21 protein-coding genes and 1 pseudogene are annotated in these 25,502 nt (G+C 72.1%); 7 read left to right on the forward strand and 15 right to left on the reverse strand.

Annotated elements, in window-relative coordinates; genetic code table 11:
* Positions 1 to 24: 24 nt before the first annotated feature.
* Positions 25 to 1,035 (reverse strand): LacI family DNA-binding transcriptional regulator, encoded by a 1,011-nt coding sequence (locus ACZ3I4_RS09540; protein ID WP_465381442.1) that lies wholly within the window; start codon positions 1,033 to 1,035, stop codon positions 25 to 27.
* 134 nt (positions 1,036 to 1,169) lie between these two features.
* Between ACZ3I4_RS09540 and ACZ3I4_RS09545 the strand changes: the two genes are divergently transcribed.
* From ACZ3I4_RS09545 to ACZ3I4_RS09570, 6 genes are all read left to right on the forward strand, one after another.
* Positions 1,170 to 2,774, forward strand: coding sequence for a methyl-accepting chemotaxis protein (locus tag ACZ3I4_RS09545; RefSeq protein ID WP_465381443.1), 1,605 nt, complete (start codon positions 1,170 to 1,172; stop codon positions 2,772 to 2,774).
* A 159-nt stretch (positions 2,775 to 2,933) separates the two neighbouring features.
* On the forward strand, positions 2,934 to 3,974 hold the full coding sequence (locus ACZ3I4_RS09550) for an iron-siderophore ABC transporter substrate-binding protein (RefSeq protein ID WP_465381444.1): 1,041 nt from the start codon (positions 2,934 to 2,936) through the stop codon (positions 3,972 to 3,974).
* Entirely contained in the window at positions 3,971 to 5,017 is a 1,047-nt protein-coding gene (locus tag ACZ3I4_RS09555; RefSeq protein WP_465381445.1) for a FecCD family ABC transporter permease, read from the forward strand. The genes ACZ3I4_RS09550 and ACZ3I4_RS09555 overlap by 4 nt, the downstream gene beginning before the upstream one ends.
* Complete coding sequence (locus tag ACZ3I4_RS09560; protein ID WP_465381446.1) at positions 5,014 to 6,039, forward strand: FecCD family ABC transporter permease; 1,026 nt, start codon at positions 5,014 to 5,016, stop codon at positions 6,037 to 6,039. Before ACZ3I4_RS09555 ends, ACZ3I4_RS09560 begins: the two co-directional genes overlap by 4 nt.
* Entirely contained in the window at positions 6,036 to 6,842 is an 807-nt protein-coding gene (locus ACZ3I4_RS09565; RefSeq protein ID WP_465381447.1) for an ABC transporter ATP-binding protein, read from the forward strand. The genes ACZ3I4_RS09560 and ACZ3I4_RS09565 overlap by 4 nt, the downstream gene beginning before the upstream one ends.
* Before the next feature lie 23 nt (positions 6,843 to 6,865).
* Entirely contained in the window at positions 6,866 to 7,708 is an 843-nt protein-coding gene (locus ACZ3I4_RS09570) for an SCO6745 family protein (protein ID WP_465381448.1), read from the forward strand.
* Here ACZ3I4_RS09570 and ACZ3I4_RS09575 read toward each other — a convergent pair.
* Genes ACZ3I4_RS09575 through ACZ3I4_RS09590 form a run of 4 tightly spaced genes read right to left on the reverse strand, consistent with a single transcriptional unit; the run spans position 7,699 to position 10,521 of the window.
* Complete coding sequence (locus tag ACZ3I4_RS09575) at positions 7,699 to 8,325, reverse strand: hypothetical protein (RefSeq protein WP_465381449.1); 627 nt, start codon at positions 8,323 to 8,325, stop codon at positions 7,699 to 7,701. The two genes, ACZ3I4_RS09570 and ACZ3I4_RS09575, sit on opposite strands and share 10 nt — an antisense overlap.
* A 60-nt stretch (positions 8,326 to 8,385) precedes the next feature.
* On the reverse strand, positions 8,386 to 8,793 hold the full coding sequence (locus ACZ3I4_RS09580; protein WP_465381450.1) for a diguanylate cyclase domain-containing protein: 408 nt from the start codon (positions 8,791 to 8,793) through the stop codon (positions 8,386 to 8,388).
* Positions 8,793 to 9,011: a hypothetical protein gene (locus tag ACZ3I4_RS09585; protein WP_465381451.1), complete on the reverse strand. Its 219-nt coding sequence runs from the start codon at positions 9,009 to 9,011 to the stop codon at positions 8,793 to 8,795. The genes ACZ3I4_RS09580 and ACZ3I4_RS09585 overlap by 1 nt, the downstream gene beginning before the upstream one ends.
* Before the next feature lie 31 nt (positions 9,012 to 9,042).
* Positions 9,043 to 10,521, reverse strand: a complete 1,479-nt coding sequence (locus ACZ3I4_RS09590) for an aldehyde dehydrogenase family protein (RefSeq protein WP_465381452.1) — start codon at positions 10,519 to 10,521, stop codon at positions 9,043 to 9,045.
* Positions 10,522 to 10,706: 185 nt separating this feature from the next.
* On the opposite strand from ACZ3I4_RS09590, the gene ACZ3I4_RS09595 reads away from it, so the two are divergent.
* Positions 10,707 to 11,513 carry an IclR family transcriptional regulator gene (locus ACZ3I4_RS09595; protein WP_465381453.1) on the forward strand — a complete coding sequence of 269 codons (807 nt, stop codon included), beginning with the start codon at positions 10,707 to 10,709 and terminating at the stop codon, positions 11,511 to 11,513.
* Here ACZ3I4_RS09595 and ACZ3I4_RS09600 read toward each other — a convergent pair whose 3' ends face one another.
* From ACZ3I4_RS09600 to ACZ3I4_RS09645, 10 genes and pseudogenes are all read right to left on the reverse strand, one after another.
* Positions 11,514 to 12,722 (reverse strand): WD40 repeat domain-containing protein, encoded by a 1,209-nt coding sequence (locus tag ACZ3I4_RS09600; protein ID WP_465381454.1) that lies wholly within the window; start codon positions 12,720 to 12,722, stop codon positions 11,514 to 11,516. It lies immediately after the preceding gene.
* Entirely contained in the window at positions 12,719 to 13,216 is a 498-nt protein-coding gene (locus tag ACZ3I4_RS09605; RefSeq protein ID WP_465381455.1) for a SigE family RNA polymerase sigma factor, read from the reverse strand. Before ACZ3I4_RS09605 ends, ACZ3I4_RS09600 begins: the two co-directional genes overlap by 4 nt.
* A gap of 53 nt (positions 13,217 to 13,269) precedes the next feature.
* A complete protein-coding gene (locus ACZ3I4_RS09610) occupies positions 13,270 to 15,582 on the reverse strand; it encodes a N,N-dimethylformamidase beta subunit family domain-containing protein (RefSeq protein WP_465381456.1) in 2,313 nt (770 codons plus the stop codon).
* Between the two features lie 112 nt (positions 15,583 to 15,694).
* Positions 15,695 to 16,873, reverse strand: coding sequence for a sensor histidine kinase (locus ACZ3I4_RS09615; protein WP_465381457.1), 1,179 nt, complete (start codon positions 16,871 to 16,873; stop codon positions 15,695 to 15,697).
* 78 nt (positions 16,874 to 16,951) lie between these two features.
* On the reverse strand, positions 16,952 to 18,322 hold the full coding sequence (locus ACZ3I4_RS09620; protein ID WP_465381458.1) for an FAD-dependent oxidoreductase: 1,371 nt from the start codon (positions 18,320 to 18,322) through the stop codon (positions 16,952 to 16,954).
* Positions 18,323 to 18,647: 325 nt separating this feature from the next.
* Positions 18,648 to 19,324: pseudogene (locus ACZ3I4_RS09625) on the reverse strand (IS5 family transposase).
* A 187-nt stretch (positions 19,325 to 19,511) separates the two neighbouring features.
* Positions 19,512 to 21,032, reverse strand: a complete 1,521-nt coding sequence (locus ACZ3I4_RS09630; protein ID WP_465381459.1) for an amidase — start codon at positions 21,030 to 21,032, stop codon at positions 19,512 to 19,514.
* Positions 21,029 to 22,438, reverse strand: coding sequence for an amidase (locus tag ACZ3I4_RS09635; protein WP_465381460.1), 1,410 nt, complete (start codon positions 22,436 to 22,438; stop codon positions 21,029 to 21,031). The genes ACZ3I4_RS09630 and ACZ3I4_RS09635 overlap by 4 nt, the downstream gene beginning before the upstream one ends.
* Before the next feature lie 57 nt (positions 22,439 to 22,495).
* Complete coding sequence (locus ACZ3I4_RS09640) at positions 22,496 to 23,482, reverse strand: sugar ABC transporter substrate-binding protein (RefSeq protein ID WP_465381461.1); 987 nt, start codon at positions 23,480 to 23,482, stop codon at positions 22,496 to 22,498.
* Between the two features lie 77 nt (positions 23,483 to 23,559).
* Positions 23,560 to 25,488, reverse strand: a complete 1,929-nt coding sequence (locus ACZ3I4_RS09645) for an FAD-dependent oxidoreductase (RefSeq protein WP_465381462.1) — start codon at positions 25,486 to 25,488, stop codon at positions 23,560 to 23,562.
* Between the last annotated feature and the right edge of the window lie 14 nt (positions 25,489 to 25,502).

The following is a 25,502-nucleotide window of genomic DNA, read 5'->3' on the forward strand; positions in this document are numbered from 1 at the left end:
ACGGCAGCAGCAGAGTCAGCAGCGTCAGGCCGGGGCGGTCGACTTCCGGATGATCAGCTGGGTGGCCAGCTCGACGCGCGGCGAGGCCAGTTCCTCGCCGTCGATCAGCCGGAGCAGGCGGCGCATCGCCACCCGGCCCATCTCGGCGAACGGCTGACGCACGGTGGTCAGCGGCGGCGCCGACCACTGGGCCGCGGTGATGTCGTCGAAGCCGACCACGCTGACGTCCTCGGGCACGCGCAGGCCGAGCGTGCGGGCGGCCTCGATCGCGCCCAGCGCCTGCCCGTCGTTCGAGGCGAACAGCGCGGTCGGCCGGGGCTGGAGGCCCAGCAGTTCCAGCGCGGCCGAGAAGCCGGTGTCGAACTGGAACGGTCCGGCCCTCATCAGGTCGGGGTCGCTGGACAGGCCGCGCTGCGCGAGGGCGGCGTGGTAGCCGTGCAGGCGGGCGATCGCCACCATCGCGCCGGGCGGGCCCTCGATGAAGCCGATCCGGCGGTGGCCCTGGTCGAGCAGGTGCGTGGTGGCCGCCATGCCGCCGTTGAAGTTGGTGGCGCCGACGCTGGGAACGTCGGGGCCGGGCAGGTTGATCGGGTCGATCGTCACCACCGGGATGTGCTGCTCGGCGAACTGCCGCCACTGGTGCGGGTTGATCTCAGAGGTGACCAGGATCAGGCCCTCGCGGTGGGCGATGGCCATCCGCCGGGCCCAGGCCGCGCCCAGCGGATCCTGCGGCAGGGTGCCGACCACGATCTCGACCGGCTCGGCCGCCGCGGCCTCGAGCGCGCCGTGCAGGATCTCGAGGTTGTTGGGCGAGCGCATGCCGTCGAAGACCACCTCGACCGTACGGGTCGCCGGCTGCGCGCCGCCCGGGCCGCGGGCCACGTAACCGTGCCGCACCAGCAGCTCCTCGATGCGCCGGCGGGTCTCGGACGCCACGTCGGCGCGCCCGTTGACCACCTTGGAGACGGTCGGCACCGACACGCCGGCCTCCCGCGCGACGGCGGCCAGCGTCGCCCGCTGCGGCTCACGTGCCACGGCATCCCTCCCGATTCCAGCGGAACTCAGTATCGCAACCTTTTCGCACCCGGGCGCTTCCTGAAGCCCGTACGCCGGTCCGCCGATCTTGCCCGGGACAGCCCCCGCCCCGCCAAGCAAGACGGAGTTGACCCGTGAGCCCTCGATTCAAGCGCCTGCTCACCGACCGGCGCGTCGGCACGAAGATCATGGCCGCTGTCGGCGTGGTCTCCCTCCTCGGGGTGGGCAACGGCTTGTACGCGCTGAGCAGCCTCAGCGCGACCAACCACGAGGTCGAGCACGGGTTCGAGCACAACCAGGAGCTCAACAGCATCGGCAACCTGCGCGCCGCCGTCAACCGCACGTGGCTGGCGATGGACGACTACCTGCTGGCCGACACGGCCGCCGAGCGGAGCACCGCGGCCGCCGCCATCACCAAGGCCGAGGGCGAGGTCGCCCAGTTCTCCCGCGAGTTCCAGTCGTTCCCGGTGAGCCCGGCCGCGCTGGCCACCGCGGGGGACTTCGACCGGAACTGGGCGGAGTACACCAAGCTGCTCTCCGGCGAGGTCATGCCGCTGTCCGACCGCAACGCCAAGGCCGCGCTCAACACGCTGCGCGACGGCGTGCTGGCCAAGGAGATGAAGGACGTCCGCGCCGACCTGACCTCGCTGTCCGACATGACCGTCGAGGCGAGCGCGGAGCAGGCCGCCTCGGCCCAGTCGCGTTACGAGTCGACCCGCACGCTGGTGATCGCGCTGCTGGCCGGGAGCCTGCTGCTCGGCCTGGCCCTGGCCTACGCCATCTCTCGCATGATCGTTAAGCCGCTGGCCCGCAACGTCGACGCGCTCGAACGCATCGCCCAGGGCGACCTCACCGCGCGCGTCCCGGTGGAGAGCGACGACGAGGTCGGCCACATGTCCGGCACGCTGAACCGGACCGCCGTCGCCATCGGTGAGATGGTCGAGCGCATCCAGAACAGCTCGACGCTGCTCGCCTCGGCCTCCGAGGAGTTGTCGGCGGTGTCGTCGGAGCTCTCGGCCTCGGCCGAGGAGACCTCGGCCCAGGTGTCCACGGTGTCGGAGTCGGCGTCCATGGTGTCGACCAGCGTCACGACGGTGTCCGCGGGCGCCGAGGAGATGGGCGTGTCGATCCGCGAGATCGCCAACAACGCCAACGAGGCCGCCAGTGTCGCCGCCGACGCGGCCCGCGCCGCCGAGAGCACCAACGCGAGCGTGGCCCGGCTCGGCGAGGCGTCGGCCCAGATCGGCTCGGTCGTCGCGCTGATCACCTCGATCGCCGAGCAGACCAACCTGCTCGCGCTGAACGCCACCATCGAGGCGGCCCGGGCGGGCGAGGCCGGCAAGGGCTTCGCGGTGGTCGCCAGCGAGGTCAAGGACCTGGCCCAGGAGACCGCGCGGGCCACCCAGCAGATCACCACCCAGGTCGGCGCGATCCAGGCCGAGAGCAACGCCGCGGTCATCGCGATCCAGCAGATCGGCGAGGTCATCGCCACCATCAACGACTACACGACGACCATCGCGGCCGCCGTCGAGGAGCAGACCGCCACCACGGCCGAGATCACCCGCAGCGTCAGCGAGGCCGCCATGGGCTCGACCAGCATCGCCGACACGATCGCGGGCGTCTCCGAGGCCGCCTCGCACGTCACCTCGGGCGCGGCCGACACCCGGCAGACGGCGGCCGGCCTGGCCCGGACCGCGGCCGAGCTGCAGGCGACGGTCTCGGTCTACCGCCTGTCCTGAGCGTCAGCGGCGGGGGCTTAGCAGATCCCGTCCAGCCCCGCGACAGGCCCTCACCCGCCCGTGACCTGCGCCCTTGAGTTGCCGCGACCTCTGGACTCCTCCAAACTCGATGTTAGGTTAGGCACCCCTTACTTCGAATTTGCAGAACTGGAGTCGCGCATGCGCGCACACCGTTTGCTGGCGGCCGCTGTCGCCGCGGCCGCTGCCCTGGCGCTGGGCGCCTGCGGCGGCGGTTCCGACGAGCCCGACGAGACCCCCGCCGGTGGTAGCTCCGCCGCCGCGCAGTTCCCCATCACGATCAAGCACAAGCTCGGCACCACCACCATCGAGAAGAAGCCCGAGCGGGTCGCCACCGTGCAGTGGGAGAACCACGAGGTCCCGCTGGCGCTGGGCATCGTCCCGGTCGGCATGGCCAAGGCCAACTTCGGTGACGACGACGGCGACGGCATGCTGCCGTGGGTCGGCGAGAAGATCAAGCAGCTCGGCGGCCAGACCCCGGTCATGTTCGACGAGACCGACGGCATCGCGTTCGAGGAGGTCGCGAACACCAAGCCGGACGTCATCCTGGCCACCTACTCGGGCATCACCCAGCAGGACTACGACACGCTCAGCAAGATCGCGCCGGTGATCGCCTACCCGGACGCGCCGTGGGCGACCCCGTGGCGCGACATCGTGAAGCTCTCCAGCCAGGCGCTGGGCCTGGCCGCCGAGGGTGACGCGCTCATCGCGAGCACCGAGAAGGCCATGAAGGACGCGGCCGCCACCAAGCCGCAGCTGGCCGGCAAGCAGACGATGTTCGTGACGCACATCGACCCGACCGACCTCAGCAAGATCGGCTACTACACCAGCCACGACACCCGGACCCAGTTCTTCAGCGACCTCGGCCTCAAGATCGCCGACGTGGTGGAGAAGGCGTCGCAGGGCACCGACCAGTTCACCCTCAACCAGTCGGCCGAGCAGATCCAGGCGTTCGACGACGTCGACGTGATCGTGATGTACGCCGACAGCGCGGAACAGCTGGCCAAGCTGCAGGCCGACCCGCTGCTGTCGAAGATCCCGGCGATCAAGCGCGGCTCGGTGGTCAGCCTGGTCGGCAGCACCCCGCTGGCGACGGCGGCCAACCCGACCGTCCTGGCCATCCCGTTCGTGCTCGACGACTACGTCAACCTGCTCGCGACCGCCGCCGACAAGGTGTCATGACGCAGCTCGACTCCCGTCCCGTGCCGGGCCCCGCCGTTCCGCGGCGGCGCCCGGCACGGGTGCGTACGCTCTGGATCCTCGCCGGCCTGGCCGCGCTGGCCCTGCTCATGCTGGCGTCGGTCGCGTTCGGCTCGCGCGTCGTCGGATGGCACGACATCGTCGCCGGCGTGCGGGGCGGCGACGACAACCTCGGCCAGGCCGCGGTGGTCAAACGCATTCCCCGTACGCTCCTCGCGGTCGTCGTCGGCGCGGCGCTCGGCCTGGCCGGCGCCGTCATGCAGGGCGTCACCCGCAACCCGCTGGCCGACCCGGGCATCCTCGGCGTCAACATGGGCGCCTCGCTCGCCGTCGTCACCGGCATCGTCACGTTCGGCCTCAGCTCGGCCGCCTCCTACGTCTGGGTGGCCGTTCTCGGTGCGGCGGTCACGGCGGTTTTCGTGTACGCCGTCGGCTCGCTCGGCCGAGGCGGGGCCACTCCCCTCAAGCTCGCCCTGGCCGGTGCCGCCATCTCGGCCGCGCTGGCCTCGCTGATCAGCGCGTTCGTGCTGCCGCGGAGCGACATCGCCACCGGTTTCCAGTCGTGGCAGATCGGCGGCGTGGGCGGCGCCTCGTACGACAGCCTGCGCCAGGCCGGCCCGTTCCTACTGGTCGGGTTCGCGATCTCGCTGCTCTCGGCCAAATCGCTCAACTCGCTGGCGCTGGGCGACGACCTCGCGGCCGGTCTGGGCGAGCGGGTGGCGCTGGCCCGCGGCGTGGCCGCCCTGGGCGCGGTGCTGCTCTGCGGCGCGTCGACCGCCGTGGCCGGGCCGATCGCCTTCGTCGGGCTGGTCGTGCCCCACCTGTGCCGCCTGCTGATCGGGCTTGACCACCGCTGGCTGCTGCCGTTCTCGGCCGTCGTCGGCGCGGCCCTGCTGACCGCGGCCGACGTGGTGGGCCGGGTCGTGGCCCGGCCGCAGGAGATCGACGTCGGCATCATCACCGCGCTGATCGGCGCCCCGTTCTTCATCTACATCGTCCGGCGGCAGAAGGTGCGCGAGCTGTGACTCTCCAGGCCGTCATCCACAGCCGGGTTCGCCGCTCGCGCCGCCGCGCCCTTGTCATGGGCGTCCTCGCCCTTCTCATCGCCGCGCTTTACGCCGCCTCCCTCATGGTCGGCGAGACCTTCTACTCCCTGTCCGAGGTCTGGCGGGTAATCCTCGGCGAGACCGTGCCGGGGGCGTCGTTCACCGTGGGCGAGCTGCGGCTGCCCCGGGCCTCGCTGGCCGCCCTGGCCGGGTTCTGCTTCGGGCTCGGCGGCGTCACCTTCCAGACCATGCTGCGCAACCCCCTGGCCAGCCCCGACGTCATCGGCATCACCTCGGGCGCGAGCGCCGCGGCCGCGTTCGCCATCGTCATCCTCGGCCTCAGCGAGACCGGCGTGTCGGCGTTCGCGATCGTGGCCGGCCTCGGCGTGGCGATCATCGTCTACGTCCTGTCGTTCCGCGACGGGGTGCTGGGCACGCGGCTCATCCTGATCGGCATCGGCATCGCCGCCATGCTCGACAGCGCCACCGCGTACGTGCTGAGCCAGGCCGCCCAGTGGGACCTGCAACAGGCCGTACGGTGGCTGACCGGCAGCCTCAACGGCGCGACCTGGGACGAGACCGTGCCGGTGGTGATCGCGCTGCTCGTGCTCGGGCCGGTGCTGCTCGGGCAGGCCCGCAACCTGTTCATGCTCCAGCTCGGCGACGACACGGCCGCGGCCCTCGGCGTACGGCTGGAACGAACTCGGATCCTGGTGATCGTGGCCGCCGTAGGGCTGCTCGCCTTCGCCACCGCGGCCACCGGCCCCATCGCCTTCGTGGCCTTCCTGTCCGGCCCGATCGCGGCCCGCATCGTCGGCGCGGCCGGTTCCCTGCTCGTGCCCGCGGGCCTGGTCGGCGCGCTGCTGGTGCTGCTGGCCGACCTGCTCGGCCAGTACGCGTTCGAGATCCGCTACCCGGTCGGCGTCATCACCGGCGTGCTCGGCGCCCCCTACCTCGTCTATCTGCTCATCCGCACGAACCGCGCGGGAGGCTCCCTGTGACCGCTTCACATTCCCTGCTCGTCTCCTCCTTGAAGCTCGGCTACGGCGACCGTACGGTCATCGAGTCGCTCGACCTGACCGTCCTCCCCGGCAAGATCACCGCGATCGTCGGCGCCAACGCGTGCGGCAAGTCGACGCTGCTGCGCTCGATGTCGCGGCTGCTCGCCCCGCGGGCCGGCCACGTGCTGCTCGACGGGCGCGAGGTGCACCGGATGCCGGCCAAGGAGCTCGCCCGTACGCTCGGGCTGCTCCCCCAGTCCCCGATCGCGCCCGAGGGCATCACGGTCTCCGACCTGGTCGGCCGCGGCCGCAACCCGCACCAGCGGCTGCTGTCCCGCTGGAGCCATGAGGACGACGTCGCCGTGGCGGCCGCCCTCGACGCCACCCACACCGCCGACCTGGCCGACCGCTCGGTCGACGAGCTGTCCGGCGGCCAGCGCCAGCGGGTGTGGATCGCGATGGCCCTGGCCCAGCAGACCGACGTTCTGCTGCTCGACGAGCCGACCACGTTCCTCGACGTGAGCCACCAGGTCGAGGTGCTGGACCTGCTGACCGACCTCAACCACACCCGCGGCACGACCATCGTCATGGTGCTGCACGACCTCAACATGGCGGCCCGTTACGCCGACCACCTGATTGCCCTGGCCGACGGCGCACTGCACGCCTCCGGGGACCCGTCGTCGGTGCTCACCGAGGATTGCGTACGGGCGGTGTTCGGCCTGGACAGCCAGGTGATCACGGACCCCACGTCGGGCAAGCCGCTGATGCTGCCCCTGGGCCGCCACCATGTGATCGCCGGTTGACAGTCTCGTGGTGGGATGAGGGCATGACTGTCGCGCGCCGGATGTGGGCGCTCTTCGAGCCGTTGCACGCGGTCGTCTACTTCGCCCCGCAGGGCGCCGTGGCCTTCGAGCAGGCGGGGGTGACCGGTTTCTGGCGGCGCTACTTCGCCGGACGCGCCGCGGCGCTCGGCCCGGTCGGGCCGGGCCCGGTGACGGCGGCCTTCTTCGGGTTCGCGCCGGCCATGGTGTCGCGGGCACTGCCCGGCGTCTGGTCGCGGATCACGCCGCCCGCGGCCCTGGCCGCCCGCACGGCCGGGGCCACCGCCGCGCTGACCGACCTGTTCACCGGCCTGCCGGCGGCAACGATCGCCGAAGCCGCCGACGTGCTGACCGAGGCCGCGCGGGCCGCCGACATGCCGGGGCGGGTGCTGGCCGCCGCCCACGCCGACCTGCCCTGGCCCGACGACCCGATCGGCCGGCTCTGGCACGCGGCCACCGTCCTGCGCGAGCACCGCGGCGACGGGCACGTGGCCGCCCTGCTGACCGCGGGCATCGACGGCTGCGAGTCACTGGCCTGGCGGGCCGCCCTCGACGGCGGCCGCCTGCGCGAGGTCACCCAGCCCGCCCGCGGCTGGACCGACGACGAGTGGCGGGCGGCGACCGACCGGCTTGAGGAGCGCGGCTGGGTCGCCGCCGACGGCACCGCCACGGATCAGGGCCGCGACGCGTACGCCTGGGTCGAGCAACTGACCGACCAGCTGGCGGCGGGCCCGTGGGACAACCTGGACAAGGCGGCCACCACCCTGCTGGAACCGCTGGCCGACCGGGCCTGGCGGGTCGTGCCCGACGACAACCCGATCCCCCTGCGCCGCGCGGCTCACCTGTAGGCCGGCTGCGGACGGCCCGGGTCGGCGGGCACCACATCGATCCGGCGGTCGGCGGTCAGCTCGCGGACGGCCGCCTCGGTCGCGCCGATCCCGGCCCAGTGCGGGTCGACGTCGTCGGCCACACACCAGGCGTGGTCGGCGGGCCAGACGAACGCCGGGCCGGGCATGTCCAGCCGGGGCCGGCCGGGCCACATGTCGGCCGCGCCCCAGTCGCCGAAGTCGGTGAGCGGGCCGCGGAACAGGAAGTAGGAGCGGTGGGGCAGCTCGACCTTCGGGCCGTCGAGCACCGCGGGAGGGAAGGCCGGGGCCGTGCGGTGGTCGCCCCAGAGGGCGGTGCCCCAGCCCTCCCAGAGCAGGAAGTAACACTCCTCCGGCGTGCCGGTGTGCCGCGCGAGCGTTTCCAGAACCATCCGCAGCCGCTCGGTCTCCGACGGCGCGTCCTCGTCGCCGGCGGCGTCGTTCTCACTCTGCCCCGGGAACGCCGGGTCGGGCAGGAATCGCAGCCGGGCATAGGACTTCATTGCCGAAGGCCCGAACGTCACCAGCTCATGCCAGGGGCGGTCGTCGGCCGTGAGCCAGTTCGCCGCGGACAGGTCGGACCAGGGAAGCAGAGCCATGCCACCATCCTCCCTTCTGTGGGGCCGGGCCGGTCAGCCCCCACCAAGACGCGGCGGCGGTCAGTGGGTGGCGGCGGGCGTCCGGCGGCGGGCCGCCTTGACGCGGTACATCGAGGTGTCGGCGTCGCGGAGCAGTTGTTCGGCGCTGGTTCCGGTGGCGCAGTCGGCCACGCCGATGCTGACGCCGATGTGGGCGGTGCGGTCGCCGATCCGGTACGGGGCGCTGATCGTGGCGCGCAGCCGTTCCACAAGCCTGTCCTGGTCGGGGCCGGGGACGCTGTCGCCGAGCAGGATGACGAACTCGTCGCCGCCGAAGCGGGCGGCCAGGTCGGCTTCGCGGAGGCAGTGGCGGATGCGGCCGGCCACGCGGATCAGCAGGTCGTCGCCGGCGTGGTGGCCCAGGGTGTCGTTGACCTTTTTGAAGCCGTCCAGGTCCAGGAAGAGCACTGCGCCGGGGCGGCCGACCATCAGGGACAGCGCGGTGGTGAATGGTCCCAGGCGACCGGGGCGTCGAAGGCCGGGTCGCCGCCGCTGACGCTGAGTTCGGCCGCCGCGTCGAGGGTCTGGATCGCGATCAGCGGGCGCCCGTGGGTGGCCGCCGCCGCGACCGTGCCCGCGACGAGACTGCCGTAGTAGGTGCCTCCGACGAACGGCGCCAGCACTCCGACGCTGTTCCCGGCCCCCATATCGGGTCCATCGGCGGCAAAGATCCGGTTCTTAGCCCCAGAGCGGGAACCGGGGCGCACCGAGGTCGACGTTGATGGTCTTGGGGGCGCTGTATTCGAGCAGCGTCTCCCAGGACAGTTCGCGGCCGAACCCGCTGTCCTTGACGCCGCCCATGGGGGCACCGGCGGGCAGGTCGAACCACTTGTTGACCCAGATGATGCCGGCTTCCAGCTCACCCGCGATGCGGTGGGCGCGGGCCAGGTCGGTCGTCCACACGCCGGCGGCCAGGCCGTAGCGGGTGCTGTTGGCCCGGGCGACCACCTCGTCGTAGTCGGTGAACGTCTCGGCCACCGTCACCGGGCCGAACACCTCGCTGGTGACGATGCCGGCGCGGCCGGTGGGGTCGTGCAGCACGGTCGGCCGTACGAAGAAGCCGTTCTTGTTCTCCGGCGCGAGACCCAGATCCTCGTCGCCGGCGAGCACGCGGACGCCCTCCTCGCGCGCCCGGCCCAGATGTCCGATCACCCGCTCGTAGTGCGGCCGCGACACCAACGGGCCGACCTGGGTGGCGGGGTCGAGCGCGTCGCCCACCTTGATCGAGGCGGCCAGCGCAGCGAACCGGGAGAGGAAGTCATCGGCGATCGAGGCGTGCAGCAGCAGCCGCGACGACGCGATGCAGGCCTCCCCGTTGGCCAGGTAGATGCCCATGGCGGCGTCGGCCACGGCCCGGTCGAGGTCGGCGTCCTCGGCCACGATCATCGCGCTCTTGCCGCCCAGCTCCATGATTGTCGGGGTCAGCACGGCCGCCGACGCCGTCATCACCGCGCGGGCCGTCGGGCCGCCGCCGGTCAGCGTCACCTTGGCCACGTCGGGGTGCCCGGCCAGCGTGGCCCCGACCACCGGGCCGCCGGTCACGACGTTGAGCACGCCCGCGGGCAGCAGGTCGGCGATCAGCTTGACGAATTCGAGCACGCCGGCCGAGGCGAACTCGCTGGGCTTGAGGACGACGGTGTTGCCGGCGGCCAGCGCGGGGGCGAGCTTGTTGGCCGTGGTGATCAGCGGCGAGTTCCAGGGCAGGATCGCGGCGATCACGCCGAGCGGCTCGCGCACGGTGTAGACGAGGCTGTGCGGGTCCTCGACCGGGATCTGGTCGCCGCGGTGCGAGCGGACGATGCCGGCGTAGTAGCGGTAGATCGCCGCGCTGGCCGGCACGTCGGCGATCGCGACCTCGCGTACGGGACGGCCGTTCTCGGTCGGCAGCAGCCGCGCGAACAGGTCGGCGTTGGCCTCGATGCGGTCGGCGATCCTGCTCAGCAGCGCCTGGCGGGTCGCCACGGACGACTTGCGCCAGGCCGGCAGCGCCTTGCGGGCCGCCTCGACCGCGGCCTCGGCGTCGGCCGCCGTGCCGTCCGCGATGGCCGCCCACGGGCTGCCCAGGCTGGGGTCGACGGCCTCGAAGGACCCGGAAGCGGCCACCCAGTCGCCACCGACGAACATCCGGTAGTCCGCGGCGGGACGGAATCGCTCCATGACACTCCTCAGGGTCGGCTCGAATGAGCGTCGCCGCCGCGCCCCCGGGGCGGCAACCAGCGCGTTCCGGTCACCGGACCCGGCCCGAACGGGCGGAAATTACTGTCTGCCCGGCAGCGGCAACCCTACGCGACACGGGGCTATCGTCGGGAAGGCAAGATCCACAGCCGTGGAGGGAGCCGCTTATGACCGACCTCGCTTTCCGCATCCCGCCTGACGTCGAGCTCGATGACGAGACCGGCACCCCGAAGTCCGTGCTGGGCAAGGCCCAGCTGCTGCTGGCCGCGTTCGGCGCGGGCGCCGTCCATCTGCGGCTGACCGAGCTCAGCCGCCGCTCGGGGGTCCCGAAAGCCTCGGCCTACCGACTCGCCCAGGAACTCGTGCAGTGGGGGCTGCTGGAACGGGTCGGCAACAGCTATCAGCTCGGCCTGCGCGTCTTCGAGCTGGGCCAGCGGGTGCCGGTGGCGGCAATTCTGCGCCGCGTCTCCCGGCCGGCCCTGGTCGACCTGTACGCGGCCACCCGGGCCACCGTGCATCTGATCGTCCCCGACGGCACCCACGTGCTGTTCCTGGAGAAGATCGCGGGCGCGGCCAACGTGCTCACCCATTCCGAGGTCGGCGGCCGGCTCCCGGCCAGCTGTTCCGCCTCGGGCAAGCTGTTTCTGGCGCTGCGCCCCGACGGGCGGGCGGCCCTGGCCGAGCTGAGCCGGCACGGGCTGATGCGCCCGACCACGCGCAGCGTCCCCACCCTGGAGGCGCTGGCGGGCCAGCTGGCCGAGGTGCGCAAGCGCGGGCATTCCGTGGAGCTCGAGGAGATGCTGGTCGGGCACAGTTCGCTGGCCGTGCCGGTCGTCGACGCGTACGGGGAGATCTATGCCGCCGTGTCGATCACGATGCCCACGTCGCAGCTGATCGTGCCCCGCCTGCTGCCGATCGTGCAGGCGACGGCGGAGCTGATCCACCGGGCGGTCGAGGCGCGGACGGCGGCCTGATCAGACCAGCGGCCCGTGGGTGGTCTCCCACGGGATCGCGACGACGCGGCGCGTGCGGGCGCGCTCGTTCAGCCTGCGCACGACGAGCGTCACGGCCAGCACGATCAGCCCGCCGAGGCCCAGCCTGAGCCACCACCAGGGGCCGATCAAGAACGGAGAATTCCCTTTCCGTACGGCCCCCGAGTCGACAGCCGCATCGGCCAGGTCGAGATAGTTGACCTGGGACGGCAGCGTCATCGCGGTCGTCGGCCGGTTCGCGCCCGGGGTCAGCGCCAGGAGCCGGGGCTCGTCGCCGAGGACAAAGACCAGCGCGCTGCCGTCGGGCCGCCAGCCCGCGAACCACTGGCGGTAGACGGTGCCGTCGACCGCGGGCAAATCCGGGCCGTCGGCCTCGCGGCCGGTCGCCGGGTCGAACCATCTGGGCGCCCGGTCCTCCTGCTCGCTGACGGCCACCGCCCGGCCGTCCGGCGTCCACGCGCCTTTGCCGGCCAGCAGCCCGTCGAAGCCGACGCTGAACGACGTCAGGGTCCGCCCGGCCGGATCGGTCACGGTCAGCCTGCCCTCGCTGGTCCAGGCGAGCCGGGTGCCGTCCGCCGACCAGGCCGCCGAGGACTGGGTGGGCGCCGACCCCAGCGTGGTCGTGCCGCCGCTGGTCACGTCGATGATCCGCACGGTTCCGTCGTCGGTCACCAGCCGGCGGCCGTCCGGCGACCAGGCGAGCGGAAAGCCCGGCAGCGGCCGCTCGTCACCGGTCCGCAGGTCGACCAGCCGATCGGGGACGGCCAGCGTGGCGCCGTCCGGGGCGAGCAGCACCCCGTCGTCCACGAGCCCGGTGTGGATCTTCCGGTAGTCCTCCTCTGCCGCACCCACCAGCCCGTACGTGTCGTGGTCGTCGAACCAGGGGCCGAAGCGCGGGCCGTAACCCGAATAGACGACGGAGGCCGCGCCGAGCCCGGACACCCCACGGGCCCCGTACGCGGGCAGGCCCAGCTTGTCGGGCAGCGAGATCACGCCGCCCGAAGCCGCCGGGGTCGTCGACGGCCGAGGTGCGAAGGGCACGGCCAGCGCCAGCGCCGCCACGAGCACGGCCCACACGACGGCAGTGCGGCGGCGGCCCCGCCTGGCCCGGCGCACACTCCCGGCGTACACGTCGTAGGTTTTCGCCGTCGCGGCCTCACGCCGCAGCTCTTCCCGCAGGTGGGCAGTCACCGGGGGCTCCTCTCGCCGTCGTCGATGAGGCCGGGCGCGATCTCCCGCAGCCGGCGCAACGCGTCGTGGGCATGCCGTTTGACCGTGCCGACCCGCACGCCGAGCACGTCGGCCGCCTGAGCCTCGGTCAGGTCGTCGTAGAAGCGCAGCACGATGACCGCGCGCTGCTTGGGGCTGAGCGCCGACAGTGCCTGGGCCAGGCTGAGCCGCAGGGCGGTGGCCTCGGCCGGGTCGGCCCGCTCGACCTCCGGCGGCGCCCCGGTCAGGTGCTCGCGCACGCGGCGGCGCCGCCACCAGCTGACGTGCTGGTGATAGATGGCCCGGCGCAGATACGCCTCGGGATTGTCGTCGCGCACCCGCCGCCAATGCCGGTAGACGCCGGCCAGCGCGCTCTGCAGCAGATCCTCGGCGAGCTGGTGGTCCCCGGTGAGCAGGTACGCGTGCCGCGACAACGCCGGCGAGCGCTCCCGGACGAAGTCCCGGAAGTCGTCCATCCCTCACCCCCTTCACCCGCCCTAACGATGGCCAGGCGACGGATGGTTGGGGGCTACATCAATTCGTCTCGGGTCAGGAACGCCCGCAGCACATTACCGGTGAGCACGGAGACGTTGTTGCGCCGTTCGCCGGCCAGCAGCGAGCCGCACCAGGCGATGCTGCCGGTGGAGAAGACCGCGCCGCCGTTCGGCTTGGGCACCAGCACCAAATCGCAGCGGACCTTGTCGCTGGTCGTGCCGTCGTAGCAGCCGTCCGGCAGCTGCACCTCGATCGGATCCAGCCCGTACGCCCGGGAGAAGCCGGTCGCCGAGGCCAGCACGATCGTGTCGTCGGGCGTGCCGAGCGCCCGGTCGGCGCGGTCGATCTCGACCCCGGCCGCGCCGTGCCCGTTGACCAGCGACGGGAAGTCGCCGATGCGGTCTCCGGAGATGCCCTCGAAGACGAACGGAACCCGCTCGGCCACGTCGTACGGCCGGTTGGTGTCGAAACCCTGCGAGGCCATGCCGACGCCGAGCATCTTCTGGGGCGCCTTGCCCCGCAGCCGCCACAGCCCGCCCAGCTCGCCGGTCGTCGCGTGATGCCACTCGCCGGCCTCGGGCTGCCAGGCGCGGATGCCCGCCGTGCGCCGGATCTCGATCGTGTGCTCGCGCTCCGGGTCGATCGAGGTGACCCAGTAGAAGCCGTTGCCGCCCAGATACATGAGCCGGCCGCCCTGCTCCAGGTACGACTCGTAGGCGGCCATCATCGCCGTCGTCGGATACTCCGGGTGACTGCCGGTCAGCACCACACGGTAGGGGGCCAGCGCGGCCAGGCCCTCCCGATGCACCTCCTCGTCGCTGATCACGTCGACGTCGTAGCCCTCGGCGTCCAGCCAGGCCAGCAGGTGCAGGTCGGCGCTGAACTGGTGGGCCGACGTCTCGCCCCCGGCCACGGCCGCCCAGCGGTGCTCCGGGCGTACGTTGGGCAGGGGTTTCCGGGTGCTGGTGAAGCAGACACCGGTGCCGTCGGTGTGCACGTCGTAGAGGCTGCGCAGACCGTTGGCCAGCAGGTAGGCGTCGTGCACGTTGCCGCCGAACTCCGGGGGCTCGCCGACGCCGACCCCCTTGAGATAGTCGCGGGCGCCCGGGTCGGCCATGACGTGCTCGCAGCTGTACGCGAGGTAGCTGAAGGTCGGTAACACGACGAGGGCACGCTTCCGGGGGTTGTCACCGGGCGTGACGATGAAAGGGACGGTGTCCTCGGTGCCGTCGGCCGCCGTGACGTGGATGCCGTAGACGCCGCTGGGCAGCTCGGCCGGCACGTCCAGGGTCAGGTCGTCGGCCCAGCCGGCGTCGTCGAGGTCGTCGTCGTGGAAGTGGATCGCCTGGTAGGCCTCGGGCGCCAGCCGCGGGTCCACGTCGTCGGCCGCGCCGTCGATCCCGAGACAGGCCCGCAGCGGGAAGTTGACCGACTCGCCGTGGAAATCGGGGCCGACCCGGTTGGCGATCTGCCGCAGCGTGCGGCTGGGCCCGAAATCCCACTCGGCGATCACGGTGTCACCGGCGTGCAGCGTGGGGCGATCGATGCGGCCGTTGAAGTGGTTCTTCCCGGTGCCGCCGGCCGCGAACGCGACCGCCAAGGTTCGTGATCCCACCCCAGCCGCGTCCGCCGCTCCTGCCGCGTCCGCCGCTCCTGCCGCGTCCGCCGTCCCTGCCGCGTCCGCCGTCCCTGCCGCGTCCGCCGTCCCTGTCCCGGCCGCCGCTCCTCCCTCGTCCGCCGCCACTGTCCCGGCCGCCGCCACTGTTCCGGTCGCCGCACCCTCCGCCGCCCAAACCGGACTTATCACGATTTGTTGCGCTGTGGGGATCCGCTTGGCGGAGGCGGGTGAGGGGCCGGGGCTGAGCGCCACGCTCGCCGTCGATCCTGACACGGCCAGCACGAGCCGATACCAGCGGCCGGTCACCACTTCGCCGGCGAGAACAGACCCTTCCCCCGTACGCAGGAAGGTTTGTCCCTCCTCGATGACAACCTCGGCCACCAGCTCGTCACCGCTGGTCAGAGCCACCACCGTCTGCTCGTGCCCGGCACCCGTGGCGAGCGTCGGCCGGAACGCGAGGCGCAGCTCGACGTGACCCGCGGGGACGGGGCCTTCCGCCGTACGGGCGAAGGAACCCGCACGAATCGGCTGCACCCGCCCCGGAAAGCTCAGCCCGTCGAGCGCCGACGGAACCGCCCGGATGTCGACGCCCGGCCCGAGCGGATGGGCGTCCCCGTTGATCAGCCGCACCAGCCGCGCCTCGAAACTGGCCGCGGGCGTGCTGAACTTGGCGTGCACGGTGGCACCGGGCGCGTAACTGAGCCGGTCGAGATACCCGATGATGTTCATCTCCGCACGATCGCAGCGCCATGACGGCCGCGCAGGAAGTTGGGTCCGGTCAACGGACCGGCTTTTCGGCCCGGCTTGAACTGCGGGCATCCGGCTGTTACCGCCGCCATGGTCAACCGCTCAGCGGCAGCTCGGCGCGGAGCTCGAAGCCCCCGTCCGCGGCCGGCCCTGCCGTCAGTTCGCCGCCGACCGCCGTGACCCGTTCCCGCATACCCGCGATGCCGTGACCACCGCCCGTCGTGCGGTCCGCCCGGGTCGAGGCATCGCCGTGCACCGTGACGTACAACGCCCGCTCCCGCGCCGCGACCTCGACCCGTACGGCCGCGCCGGCCGCATGCCGGGTCGCGTTGGACAGGCCCTCCTGCACGATCCGGTACGCGGTCTGCCCCACCAGCGGCGCGGCGTTCGCGTTGCCGCTCTGGGTCAGCACGACGTCCAGCCCCGACTCCACCGCCTCGGTCACCAAGCCGGCAATGTCGCCCAGCCCCGGTGACGGGGTGAGCGAGGCATCCACGTCGTCGCTGCGCAGCACCCCCAGCAGCCGCCGCATGTCCTGCAGCGCCGCCCTCGACGCGCCCGCGATGGCGCCGAACTCCGCATCGCGCGCCTCCCGCTCATCGCTGAGCCGATAGGGCGCCGTCTCCGCCCGTACGGCAATCATCGACATGTGATGGGCGACCACATCGTGCATCTCCCGCGCGATGCGGGCCCGCTCCTCGAGCACGGCGCTGCGTTCCTGCTCGGCCGCGGTCAGCTCGCGCGCCGCGACCAGGCTGTGCTGCGCCTCCACCCGCCGCCGGACCTGATCACCGATCACGGCCAGCACCACGACCGCCCCCACCACGACCGGCACCTGATCGGAGCGCAGATGCCCGGCCGCGGTGGCCACCGTGAGCAGCGCGGCGACGACGGTCGTCGAGGTCCGATGCCGCAGCGTAACCACCAGCACCAGCAGAGGCAGCACCCAGAGCTGCATCGGATGCCACGGCCACGAGACGCCCCCGGGCGCGATCTCCGGCGGCAGGGTGAGCAGCGTCGCCACCATCGCGATCCGCCAGGCCGGCAACGAATGCCGCGGGACCAGCACCACCGAGACCCCGACTGCCACCGCCAAGCCCAGCCGCACCACCTGCGGCTGCCCGTCGAGCTCGTCGTGCACCCCGGCCCCGGCCGCGAACGCCAGCAGGAAGAACAGCACGGTGAGCCAGGGCCGCCGCCGCAGCCCCGGCGGCTCCCGCCCCACCGCGACCGTCCGCAGCCCGGCCAGGGCCGCCTTTCCGATCGTCACCATGGGGTCCATGCAACGCCGGCCGGGACGCCCGATCGATCCCGCAGACCCGAGGATCCGGGGTAGAGGTAACTCCCCTTCTCAGGCTGCGATCGAGGGCAGCAGCCTCTCCAGCCCGACCCAGATGCGGGCCGAGTTGTGGGAGTGCCAGGCCGCGCCGGACCAATACGTGCGGTTGCGGCCCTGCAGCGCGTTGAGCCGCCGGTAGAAGCCGCCCGCGATGTCGCGCGGGCCGACCTTGAGCTCGAACGGCACGTGCCCGGCGTACGTGGCGAAACCCTCGAACCGCACCGGGTACGTGCCCGCGGCGGCGACCCGCTCGATGCCGGCCCGGATCTCGCGCCGCACCACCGCGTCCGGCAGCGGCGACGGGCTGCCGTACTTGACGCTGTAGAGCCCCGGCACCGCGCTCGGCGCGACCATGTAAAGCCCCGGCAGCGGCGGCAGGTGGAACGGCGTCTCGGGGGCCGCGTTGTCGAGGCCCACCCCGGCGGGCAGGCCGGAAAGGCGTACGACACCGGTGTAATAGCCGCCGCTCGTGAACTTGCCGAAGATCGAGCGCTCGGTGGCGTCGAGGTCGACGGCGGTCAGGTTGCGGGCCAGCGGCGGAATCGTGACCAGCAGCTTGCCCGCCTCGATCAGCACCGGCCCGTCCGGACCGGCCGTCAGCACCCGGACGCCGTTGCGGGTGCGCTCGACCCGTACGGCTCGGGTGCCCAGCAGCACGTCGTCGCCCAGATGCTCGGTCGCGCGCTCGTAAAGCAGGCTGTTGTCACGCGCGGCCGAGGTGACATAGCCGCCGCCGAGCAGCTTGCCCACCACGCCCTGCCCGAACAGGTTGAGCGCATAGAACGCGGGCAGCCCCAGCAGATCGCCGATTCCTTGCCCGTACGCGAAAGCCAGCGGGACGATCGAGCCCAGGTCGCGCTCGGCCACGAACCGGGCGAACGGCGCCACCAGCTCGGCCGGCACCGGGTCGGGCAGATCGAGCACGGTGTCGATCGGCCCGTACGGGAGAATCTGCTGGTAGTAGACGGGCAGCGCGGCCGGCGGCGGGGGCGTGTAGCCGACCGGCCGCCCGGTGCGAAAGTCGACCTGCACCGTCGTGCCGCCCTCACCACCGGCCAGCGGCACAAGATCGACGCCGAACCGGCCGAAGTGGTTGCGAACGACCGGCTCGTCCTCGAGCACCACGACGCCGATGTCGATCGTGCCGCCGGTCGCCGGGTCGTGGTAGGTCTCGGTGTGGCCGCCCAGCCGGTCCTGCGCCTCCACCACGACCACGCTGCGCCCCAGATCACCGAGGCGTACCGCGGCGTACGTGCCGGCCGAGCCGCCGCCCAGCACACAGACGTCCCGCCGGATCACCCTCGGCTTGCCCGCCCCGGCCACCAACGGAGCCGCGGCCGCGGCCCCCATCATCGAGAGAACTTGCTTACGTGTCAGGCCCATGAAGCCGGACCATATTCGATTTCATCGATTAATTGGGCCCCGCTTCCGCTGGTCGGGCGTCGGCATCCGGCAGCCAGGTCCCGCGCCGCGACGGCGGACCGGCGGCGAACCCCCTGGCGGAGACGAGCAGCGTAGGCGGAACGAACCCGACGATCGCTGCGTGGCGCTCCAGGTAATCCCTAACGAATCAAGAGCAGGCCCCGGTCGCCGTTGACCGGGGCCTGCTTGTCTCAAGATCGGTGGAGTGCCGCCACCTCCCCCGCCCACCCAAGGGCAGGGGCTGGACCCTACGCCTGGATGGCGGGATCTGGCACTAAGGCGTGTTTCATAACCACTCGCCGATGATGGTGATGGTCAGGACGGCTTGAAAGCGGACGGCTAACTTGTCGTAGCGGGTGGCAACACCGCGGTGTCGCGGGCGCGGCCGACACCGAGCCGGCTCACCCGGATCCGGCGCAGGACCGGGATGAACTGCGGACTGTCGCCGCGGTGCCCGGCAGTCACGATCATCGACAGGACTTTCTGGCCCTGCTCACAGGCCAGATGCGTCTTGGTAGTCAGCCCGCCCCGGGAACGGCCGAGTCCGTGATCGGCCGGCTCGTCGTGGACGCCGCCGGGGGGTTCCTTCTGCAGATGCCCGTCGGTGCGGGCACCCGCAGCGTGCTGGTGAGCGCGGCTGGTCATTGAGTCCACGCTGACCGTCCAGTCGATGCGACCTTGAGCATCGCCCTGAGCCTGCAACGCCGACAGGATCCGATCCCAGGTCCCATCACGCTGCCATCGACGGAACAACCCGTAGATCGTCGGCCAGGGCGCGTACTCCGCCGGCACGTCACGCCACGGGGAACCGATCCGGATCCGCCACCGGATCCCATCGATCAGCTGCCGTTTCTCCCACTTCGGCGGCCGACCCGTGGACGACGCGGCAGGCAGCAGCGGGGCCAGCACAGCCCACTGCCTGTCGGTCAGGTCATGCCGCCTCGTCACCGCTAAGGTGGCCACGAGGTCTCCGGTATGAAGTTCTTGCTTGGTCGCAGAACCAGATACCGGAGACCTCTTCAGTTATCGATCACCGCCACGCCGCAACTTCAGACCCAGCGGGACTTACGAAACACGCCTTAGTTGTCCACAGGGCGCTGCACGGTGGCCGGGATTGTGGACAACGTGGAGCCGAGCCGCGGGCACCTGCTTACTCGGACCGCCAATCGCGCCAGTCCCCCGCCCGTTCGAGCGCGCCGGCCGCCCGGTAAAGGCTCGCCTCGTCCCAGTGCCGGCCGACCAGCATCAGGCCCGCGGGCATCCCGTCGCTGAGCCCGCACGGTACGGAGAGCGCCGGATGCCCGGTGCAGTCAAAGGGCGCCGTGTTGACCACGGGGTCGAAGCCGGGGGCGGACATCTCGGCCCGGCTGGTGCCCAGGGGCAGTGGCGGCGCCACGAACGGCACGGTCGGCAGCGCGAGCACGTCGACCTGGTTCAGAGCGGTGTCGTACGCCTCTCGCGCGACGCGGACGAGGTTCTGCGCCTTGGCGTAGTAGATGCCGCCGTAGACCTCACGGAGGTAGTGGCCCGCGATCAGCCCGGTTTTGATCGGCTCGGACAGCAGGTGGGCCTGGTGCCGCCAGCCTGCGTGTGCCCGCATCAGCGCGGTCGGGTTGAGGCCGGTGATGCCCATCCAGGCGCCGTTGCCGTGCATGGCGATCTGGACGGTGCCCTCCAGGATGATCGCCGCCCAGACGTTCATCATCGTGCGGTGTTCGGGCACGGAGACCTCGACGACCGTGGCCCCCGCCGCCGCGAGCCGGTCGGCCGCCGCGCGGACCAGGTCCTCCACGCCCGGTTCGGCCAGTGGCTGCCCGAAGCCCTCGGTCAGCAGGCCGATGCGCAGGCCTTCGACGCCGCCGGTGACCGCGCTGAGGTAGTCGCCTTTTCGCACGCCCACCTGACGCGGGTCGAGCCCGTCGGGGCCGGCCAGCACGTCCAGCAGCAGCGCGTTGTCGGTCACGGTGGCGGTCATCGGGCCGACGTGGTCGATCGACGGGTCGACCGGCATGACGCCCGTGTACGGCACGAGCCCGTGGGTCGGTTTGAGGCCGTAGACACCGCAGTGGGCGGCGGGCACCCGGATCGAGCCGCCCTGGTCGCCGCCGACGGCCATCGAGACCGCGCCCGAGGCGACCAGCACCGCGCTGCCGGATGAGGAGCCGCCGGCCGTGCGGGCCGGGCCCCACGGGTTGCGCACCAGCCCGTTCGCGCTGGTGTGGCTGCCCGCGCCGTAGCAGAAGTATTCGCAGTTGGCCTTGCCGGCCAGGATGCCGCCCGCGTCGAGGATGCGGGTCACGATCGTGGCGTCGAAGTCCGGCGCGAAGCCCTGCAGCGTGGCTGATCCGGCGGTCATCGGCACCCCGGCCACGCCGACCGTGTCCTTGACGGCGATCCGGTGCCCGGCCAGCGGACCGGACTCGGCGCCGGCGATGTCGGTGCGGACGGCCCAGCCGTTGTACGGGTCGTCGGCCGCGCCCGGACGGTGGCCCGGGGTGCGCGGATACCGTACCGGGGGCAGCGGCTCGGCCATGGCGTCGAGCCCGCCCAGCAGCTCGATGATGGGCGCGATGTCGGCCCGTACGGCGACGACATCGGCCTCGGAAAGCGGCAGCCCCAGGTGGCCGGCGGCGGCCCGGATGTGCCGGTCGGCCGGTCCGGTGATCGTCATGTGCCGGCCCCGATCCACGGGTGCGCCGCCTCGAGCTGCCCGGCCAGCGAGAACAGCGTCTCCTCGCGACCGTAGGCGGCAGCGAACTGCACGCCGATCGGGAGCCCCTCCGATGGGAGCGAGGCCGGCACCGCCATGGCCGGCTGACCGGTGGTGTTGAACTGCGGCGTGAAGCAGAGGATGTCGATGGAGCGTCGGATCCCGTCCGGCCCGTCGAACAGGCCCAGCGGGGGCGGCGGGTTGGGCACGACCGGGCTCAGCAGCAGGTCGTAGCCGCCGGTCCACCACGAGCCCATGCGGCGGCGGAAGTCGTCGCGCCAGGTCTCGTGACGCACGTAGTCGGCCGCCGACACCTTGGCGCCCTGCTCGGCCCACCACCACGTCACCTCCTCGAACTCGTCGCGGCGCAGCGGCCGCCCGGCCATGGCGGCCAGGTCCTCCATCAGCACGGTGACGCTGGGGCTGAGCAGGCCCAGCCAGTGCTCGAGGTAGGCCGGATCGGTCATCGCGGCCGGGTAGGCCTCTTCGACGTGGTGGCCGAGGGCGGCCAGCCGGTCGGCCGTGCGCCGCACGACCGCGTTCACCCGCGGGTCGACCGGGTAGCCGTTCACGTCGTCGACGAGCATCACGCCGATCCGCAACGGGCCGGGCTCGGCGGAGGCGGCGGCCAGGAACGACCGGGACGGCCCGGGCGCCACCACCGGGTCGCCGCTGTGCTCGCCGGCGATCGCGTCGAGGGCGGCCGCGCTGTCGCGCACGCTGCGGGTGATGACGCCGTAGATGTTGTGGGCGGCCAGCGCGTCGCCCTCGTCGGGTCCGGCGCTGACCCGGCCCCGGCTGCTCTTGAAGCCGAACACGCCGCAGTGCGACGACGGCATGCGCAGCGAGCCGCCGCCGTCGGTGCCCTGAGCCAGCGGCACCATCCCGGTGGCGACGGCCACGGCCGAGCCGCCGGAGGATCCGCCCGGTGAGCGGGTGAGGTCCCACGGGTTGCGGGTCGGTCCGAAGGCCCGCGGCTCGGTGGTGGACACCAGGCCGAACTCGGGGGTGTTGGTGCGCCCGAGCACGACGAAGCCGGCCCGGCGCAGGGCGGCCGTCACGTTGGCGTCGTGCGCGGCGCGGTGGTCGATGCCGCGCAGGAAGGCGTTGCCCTGCTGGTCCGGGTCGCCGGCGCTGCCGCTGCGCAGGTCCTTGAGCACGATCGGCACGCCGCGGAACGGTCCGTCCGGCAGCGGGCCCGCGGCCTCGTCGAGGGCCTGCTCGAAGCGGCGGTGCACGACCGCGTTGACCCGGCCGTCGAGCTCCTCGATCCGGCCGATCGCGGCGCTCACCAGCTCGGTGGGGCTCGCCTCCCCGGACGCGACGAGCGCGGCCATCGCCGTGGCGTCGAGTGGAGTGTCAGTCACGTGATCGAACCCCTTCCTGGGCCCCCGGCCGCCGTCGACCGGGGGCTTCCTCGGGTTTTACTTCTCGGTGACCGGGATGGTGGCCAGGGTGTAGCCGAGCGTCGCGGTGTCCTTGTACTCGGCGATGTTGGCCTGGCTCCAGTACTTCGCCGTGACCACGTAGTTCTTGCCGGTCACACCCTTCTTGGCGTCGTCCATCGCCTTGATGACGGCCATGCCGGTGGCGAAGGAGTCCGGGTCCCACGTGCCGCTGAGCCGGCCCTGCTTGACCGCCTCGATCGCGTCCGGGTCACCGTTCGAGCCCTGGATGATGATGCCCTCGGTGGTGCCGTCGGAGATCTTGCGCCCGGCCCGGGTGGCCGAGGTCGACGCGCCGATGGCCGACGAGTCGTTGTACGACCAGACCGCGTCCACGTCCGGGTACTTGGTGAACGTGTCGCCGGTCAGCGACGCCGCGTTGGCCGAGGTGTCCTTGGTGTTGTCGATCTGGGCCAGGATGGTCAGCCCGGCCGCCTTGGCCGCGTCGCTGAAGCATTTGACGTTGGCCTGGATCGACGGCACCGGCGGGCCACCCATGACGATCACCTTGCCGCCCGGGCGGGCCTCGGCGATCTGCTTGGCCGCCTGCCGGTACGGCGACTGGTCGTCGTCGCAGCGGTTGACGCCCCACCACACCGTCGAGGAGACGTTCGCGCCTTCCGAGTTGACGCCGATGACCGGGATGTTGGCCGCCTTGGCCTGGGCGTACGTGCCCTCCATGGCGCCCGAGTCGAGCGCCCAGAGCCCGATCGCGGCGGCCTGCTGCTGGATCATCGTCTGCACGTTGGAGACCTGCTGGTCGGGCGAGAGGTTGGCGTCGATGACGTTGACCTCCCAGCCCAGCTCCTTGGCGCCGGCGTTGAGGCCGTTGGTGACGATCTGCTGGCCCGGCTGCGACGCGACCGGGCTGGAGTAGGCGACCTTGAGGCCGCCGGAGCTGCCGCCCGCGGAGGCGTCGTCGCCCCCGCCGCAGGCCGTGGCGCCGAGCAGGGCGGCAATGCCCAAAACGCTACAAGAGGTAAGTTTCCACCGGGAAACGGGCATGACGATTCCTCCGAGGGGTGAGGCACAACAAGCGAGCGCTAGAAGGTCTTGACGAGGGCCGAGGCAGTCCGTTCGGCCAGGGCCATGACTGTGATCATGGGGTTGACGCCGGGCGCGGTCGGCAACGCGGACGCGTCCCCGATCCAGACGCCCTTGACGTCGTGAAGCTGTCCCCAGCCGTCGGCCACCGAGGTGGCCGGGTCGGCGCCGAGCCGGCAGGAGCCCATCTGGTGGGCGGAGAAAGCGGTGTGGTCGTCGATCGGGGAACCGGCCAGTTGCTCCAGGTACGCGTCGAAGTCCTCGCCGCGCTTCCAGCGCTGGTCGCTCCAGTGGAAGGTGAAGATCTCGGTGGCGCCGGCCTCACGGTGCATGCGGGCCAGTTCGGTGTGCGCCCGTACGGCGATGCGGTGGTCGACGTCGTCGTCGAGGTTCCAGTGCACGGCGGCGCGCCCGTCGGCGTCGAGATAGACCTCGCCGCTGCCGTGGTCGTGCGAGACGCCGTGCCAGGTGGCGAAGTAGGGCAGCTTGCGCAGCTGGTCGCGGGTCGTGCGACCGTCGACGAACGGGGACTGCCCGCCCCACGTGCCGGGGTTGAGGGCGAGGCTCTCGACCAGGAAGCCGCCGCCGTCGACGACCCGGGTCAGGTCGAAGCTGACGGCCGACTGGATCTGGCCGTGCCAGGCCTCGACCGGCTCCTCGTAGACGCCGGTGACGATCCAGGCCGGGTGCAGGGTGAGGTTCTTGCCGGCCGCGGGGCCGCCGATGCCCGAGCGCAGCAGCACCGCGGGCGACTCGATGCCGCCGGCCGCGACGACGACGTTTCTCGCCGAGACGGACAACGAAGTGGTGCCGTCGACGGTGGCCAGGACACCCGTGGCATGCCCGTCCGCAGTGACAATCCTGTCGACGTGCGCGCCGACGACAACGCGTGCCCCGGCGTCCACGGCGTCCTGCAGGTATGTGTGCAGGGTCGAGCGCTTCTTGCCCTGCTGACAGCCGGCGTTGCAGTAGCCGCACATCGTCGCGTCGTCGTCGAGCGCGGCGTTGCGGGGCAGCCGCTCGTGCCGGTGCCCCAGCGAGGCGAGCCCGGTGATCATGGCCCGGGTGTTGGCGTTGTACCGGGTGGCGTCGGTGTTGACCCCGATCCGGTCCCACACCATGTCGGTGAACTTGTCGTAGTCGGGCCCGTCCAGACCTTCGAGCCCGTACGAGGCCCACAGCTCGCGGATGTGCTGCGGCGTCCGCAGGCAGACCATCGAGTTGATCACCGTGCCGCCGCCCAGGGTCGCGCCGGCCAGCACGCCCATCTGCCCCGACGACGACCACAGCGAGCCGCCGCGCAGGAACATCGTGGCCGCGCCGAGCGAGTCGATCTGCCGGAAGTCGGCCTCGTTGCGGTACTGCGCGGCCTCCAGCACGAGCACCGAGAGCCCGGCCTGGGCCGCGCGGGCGGCCACGATCGCGCCGCCGGCCCCCGAGCCGATCACGACGACGTCGGCGTCCAGCTCGGCCGGGCCCGCGGGCAACGACAGGAGCGGGAAATCCTTGGGGGCGGCCGGGGGCTTGGAGGCCGGGCCGGGGTAGCCCAGCGCGGGCCACGTCGGGTTGGTGCCGGTCTCGTCCACCGCCCCGACCAGCGTCGCGAGGGTCATGGCCTTGAGCTGCCGTACGCCGAGACGCAGCCGCATCGACTCGTCGGCCACCGCGAGCAGCGTCGCCGTACGCGTCTCCAGATCGGTGTCGACGAAGCTCGGGCCGAGCCGGTCGACGAGCTCCGCGACGGCCCCGCGGGTGAGGGCGTCGAGCGACCCGACCGCGCCGGCCACCGCCACGTCGATGCCGCGCGCCTTGGCCCCGTCGCGGTAGAACGCGATGGTGGCGTCATCCGCGCCCGACGGGGCGTCCAGGGACGGCGCGAACGTGTCGGAGACCGCCTGGATGATCGCCTGGTCCTGTGATTCCGGCATGGAGTCCTCCGTCG

It is taken from the genome of Actinoplanes sp. NPDC021490 (assembly GCF_055562135.1).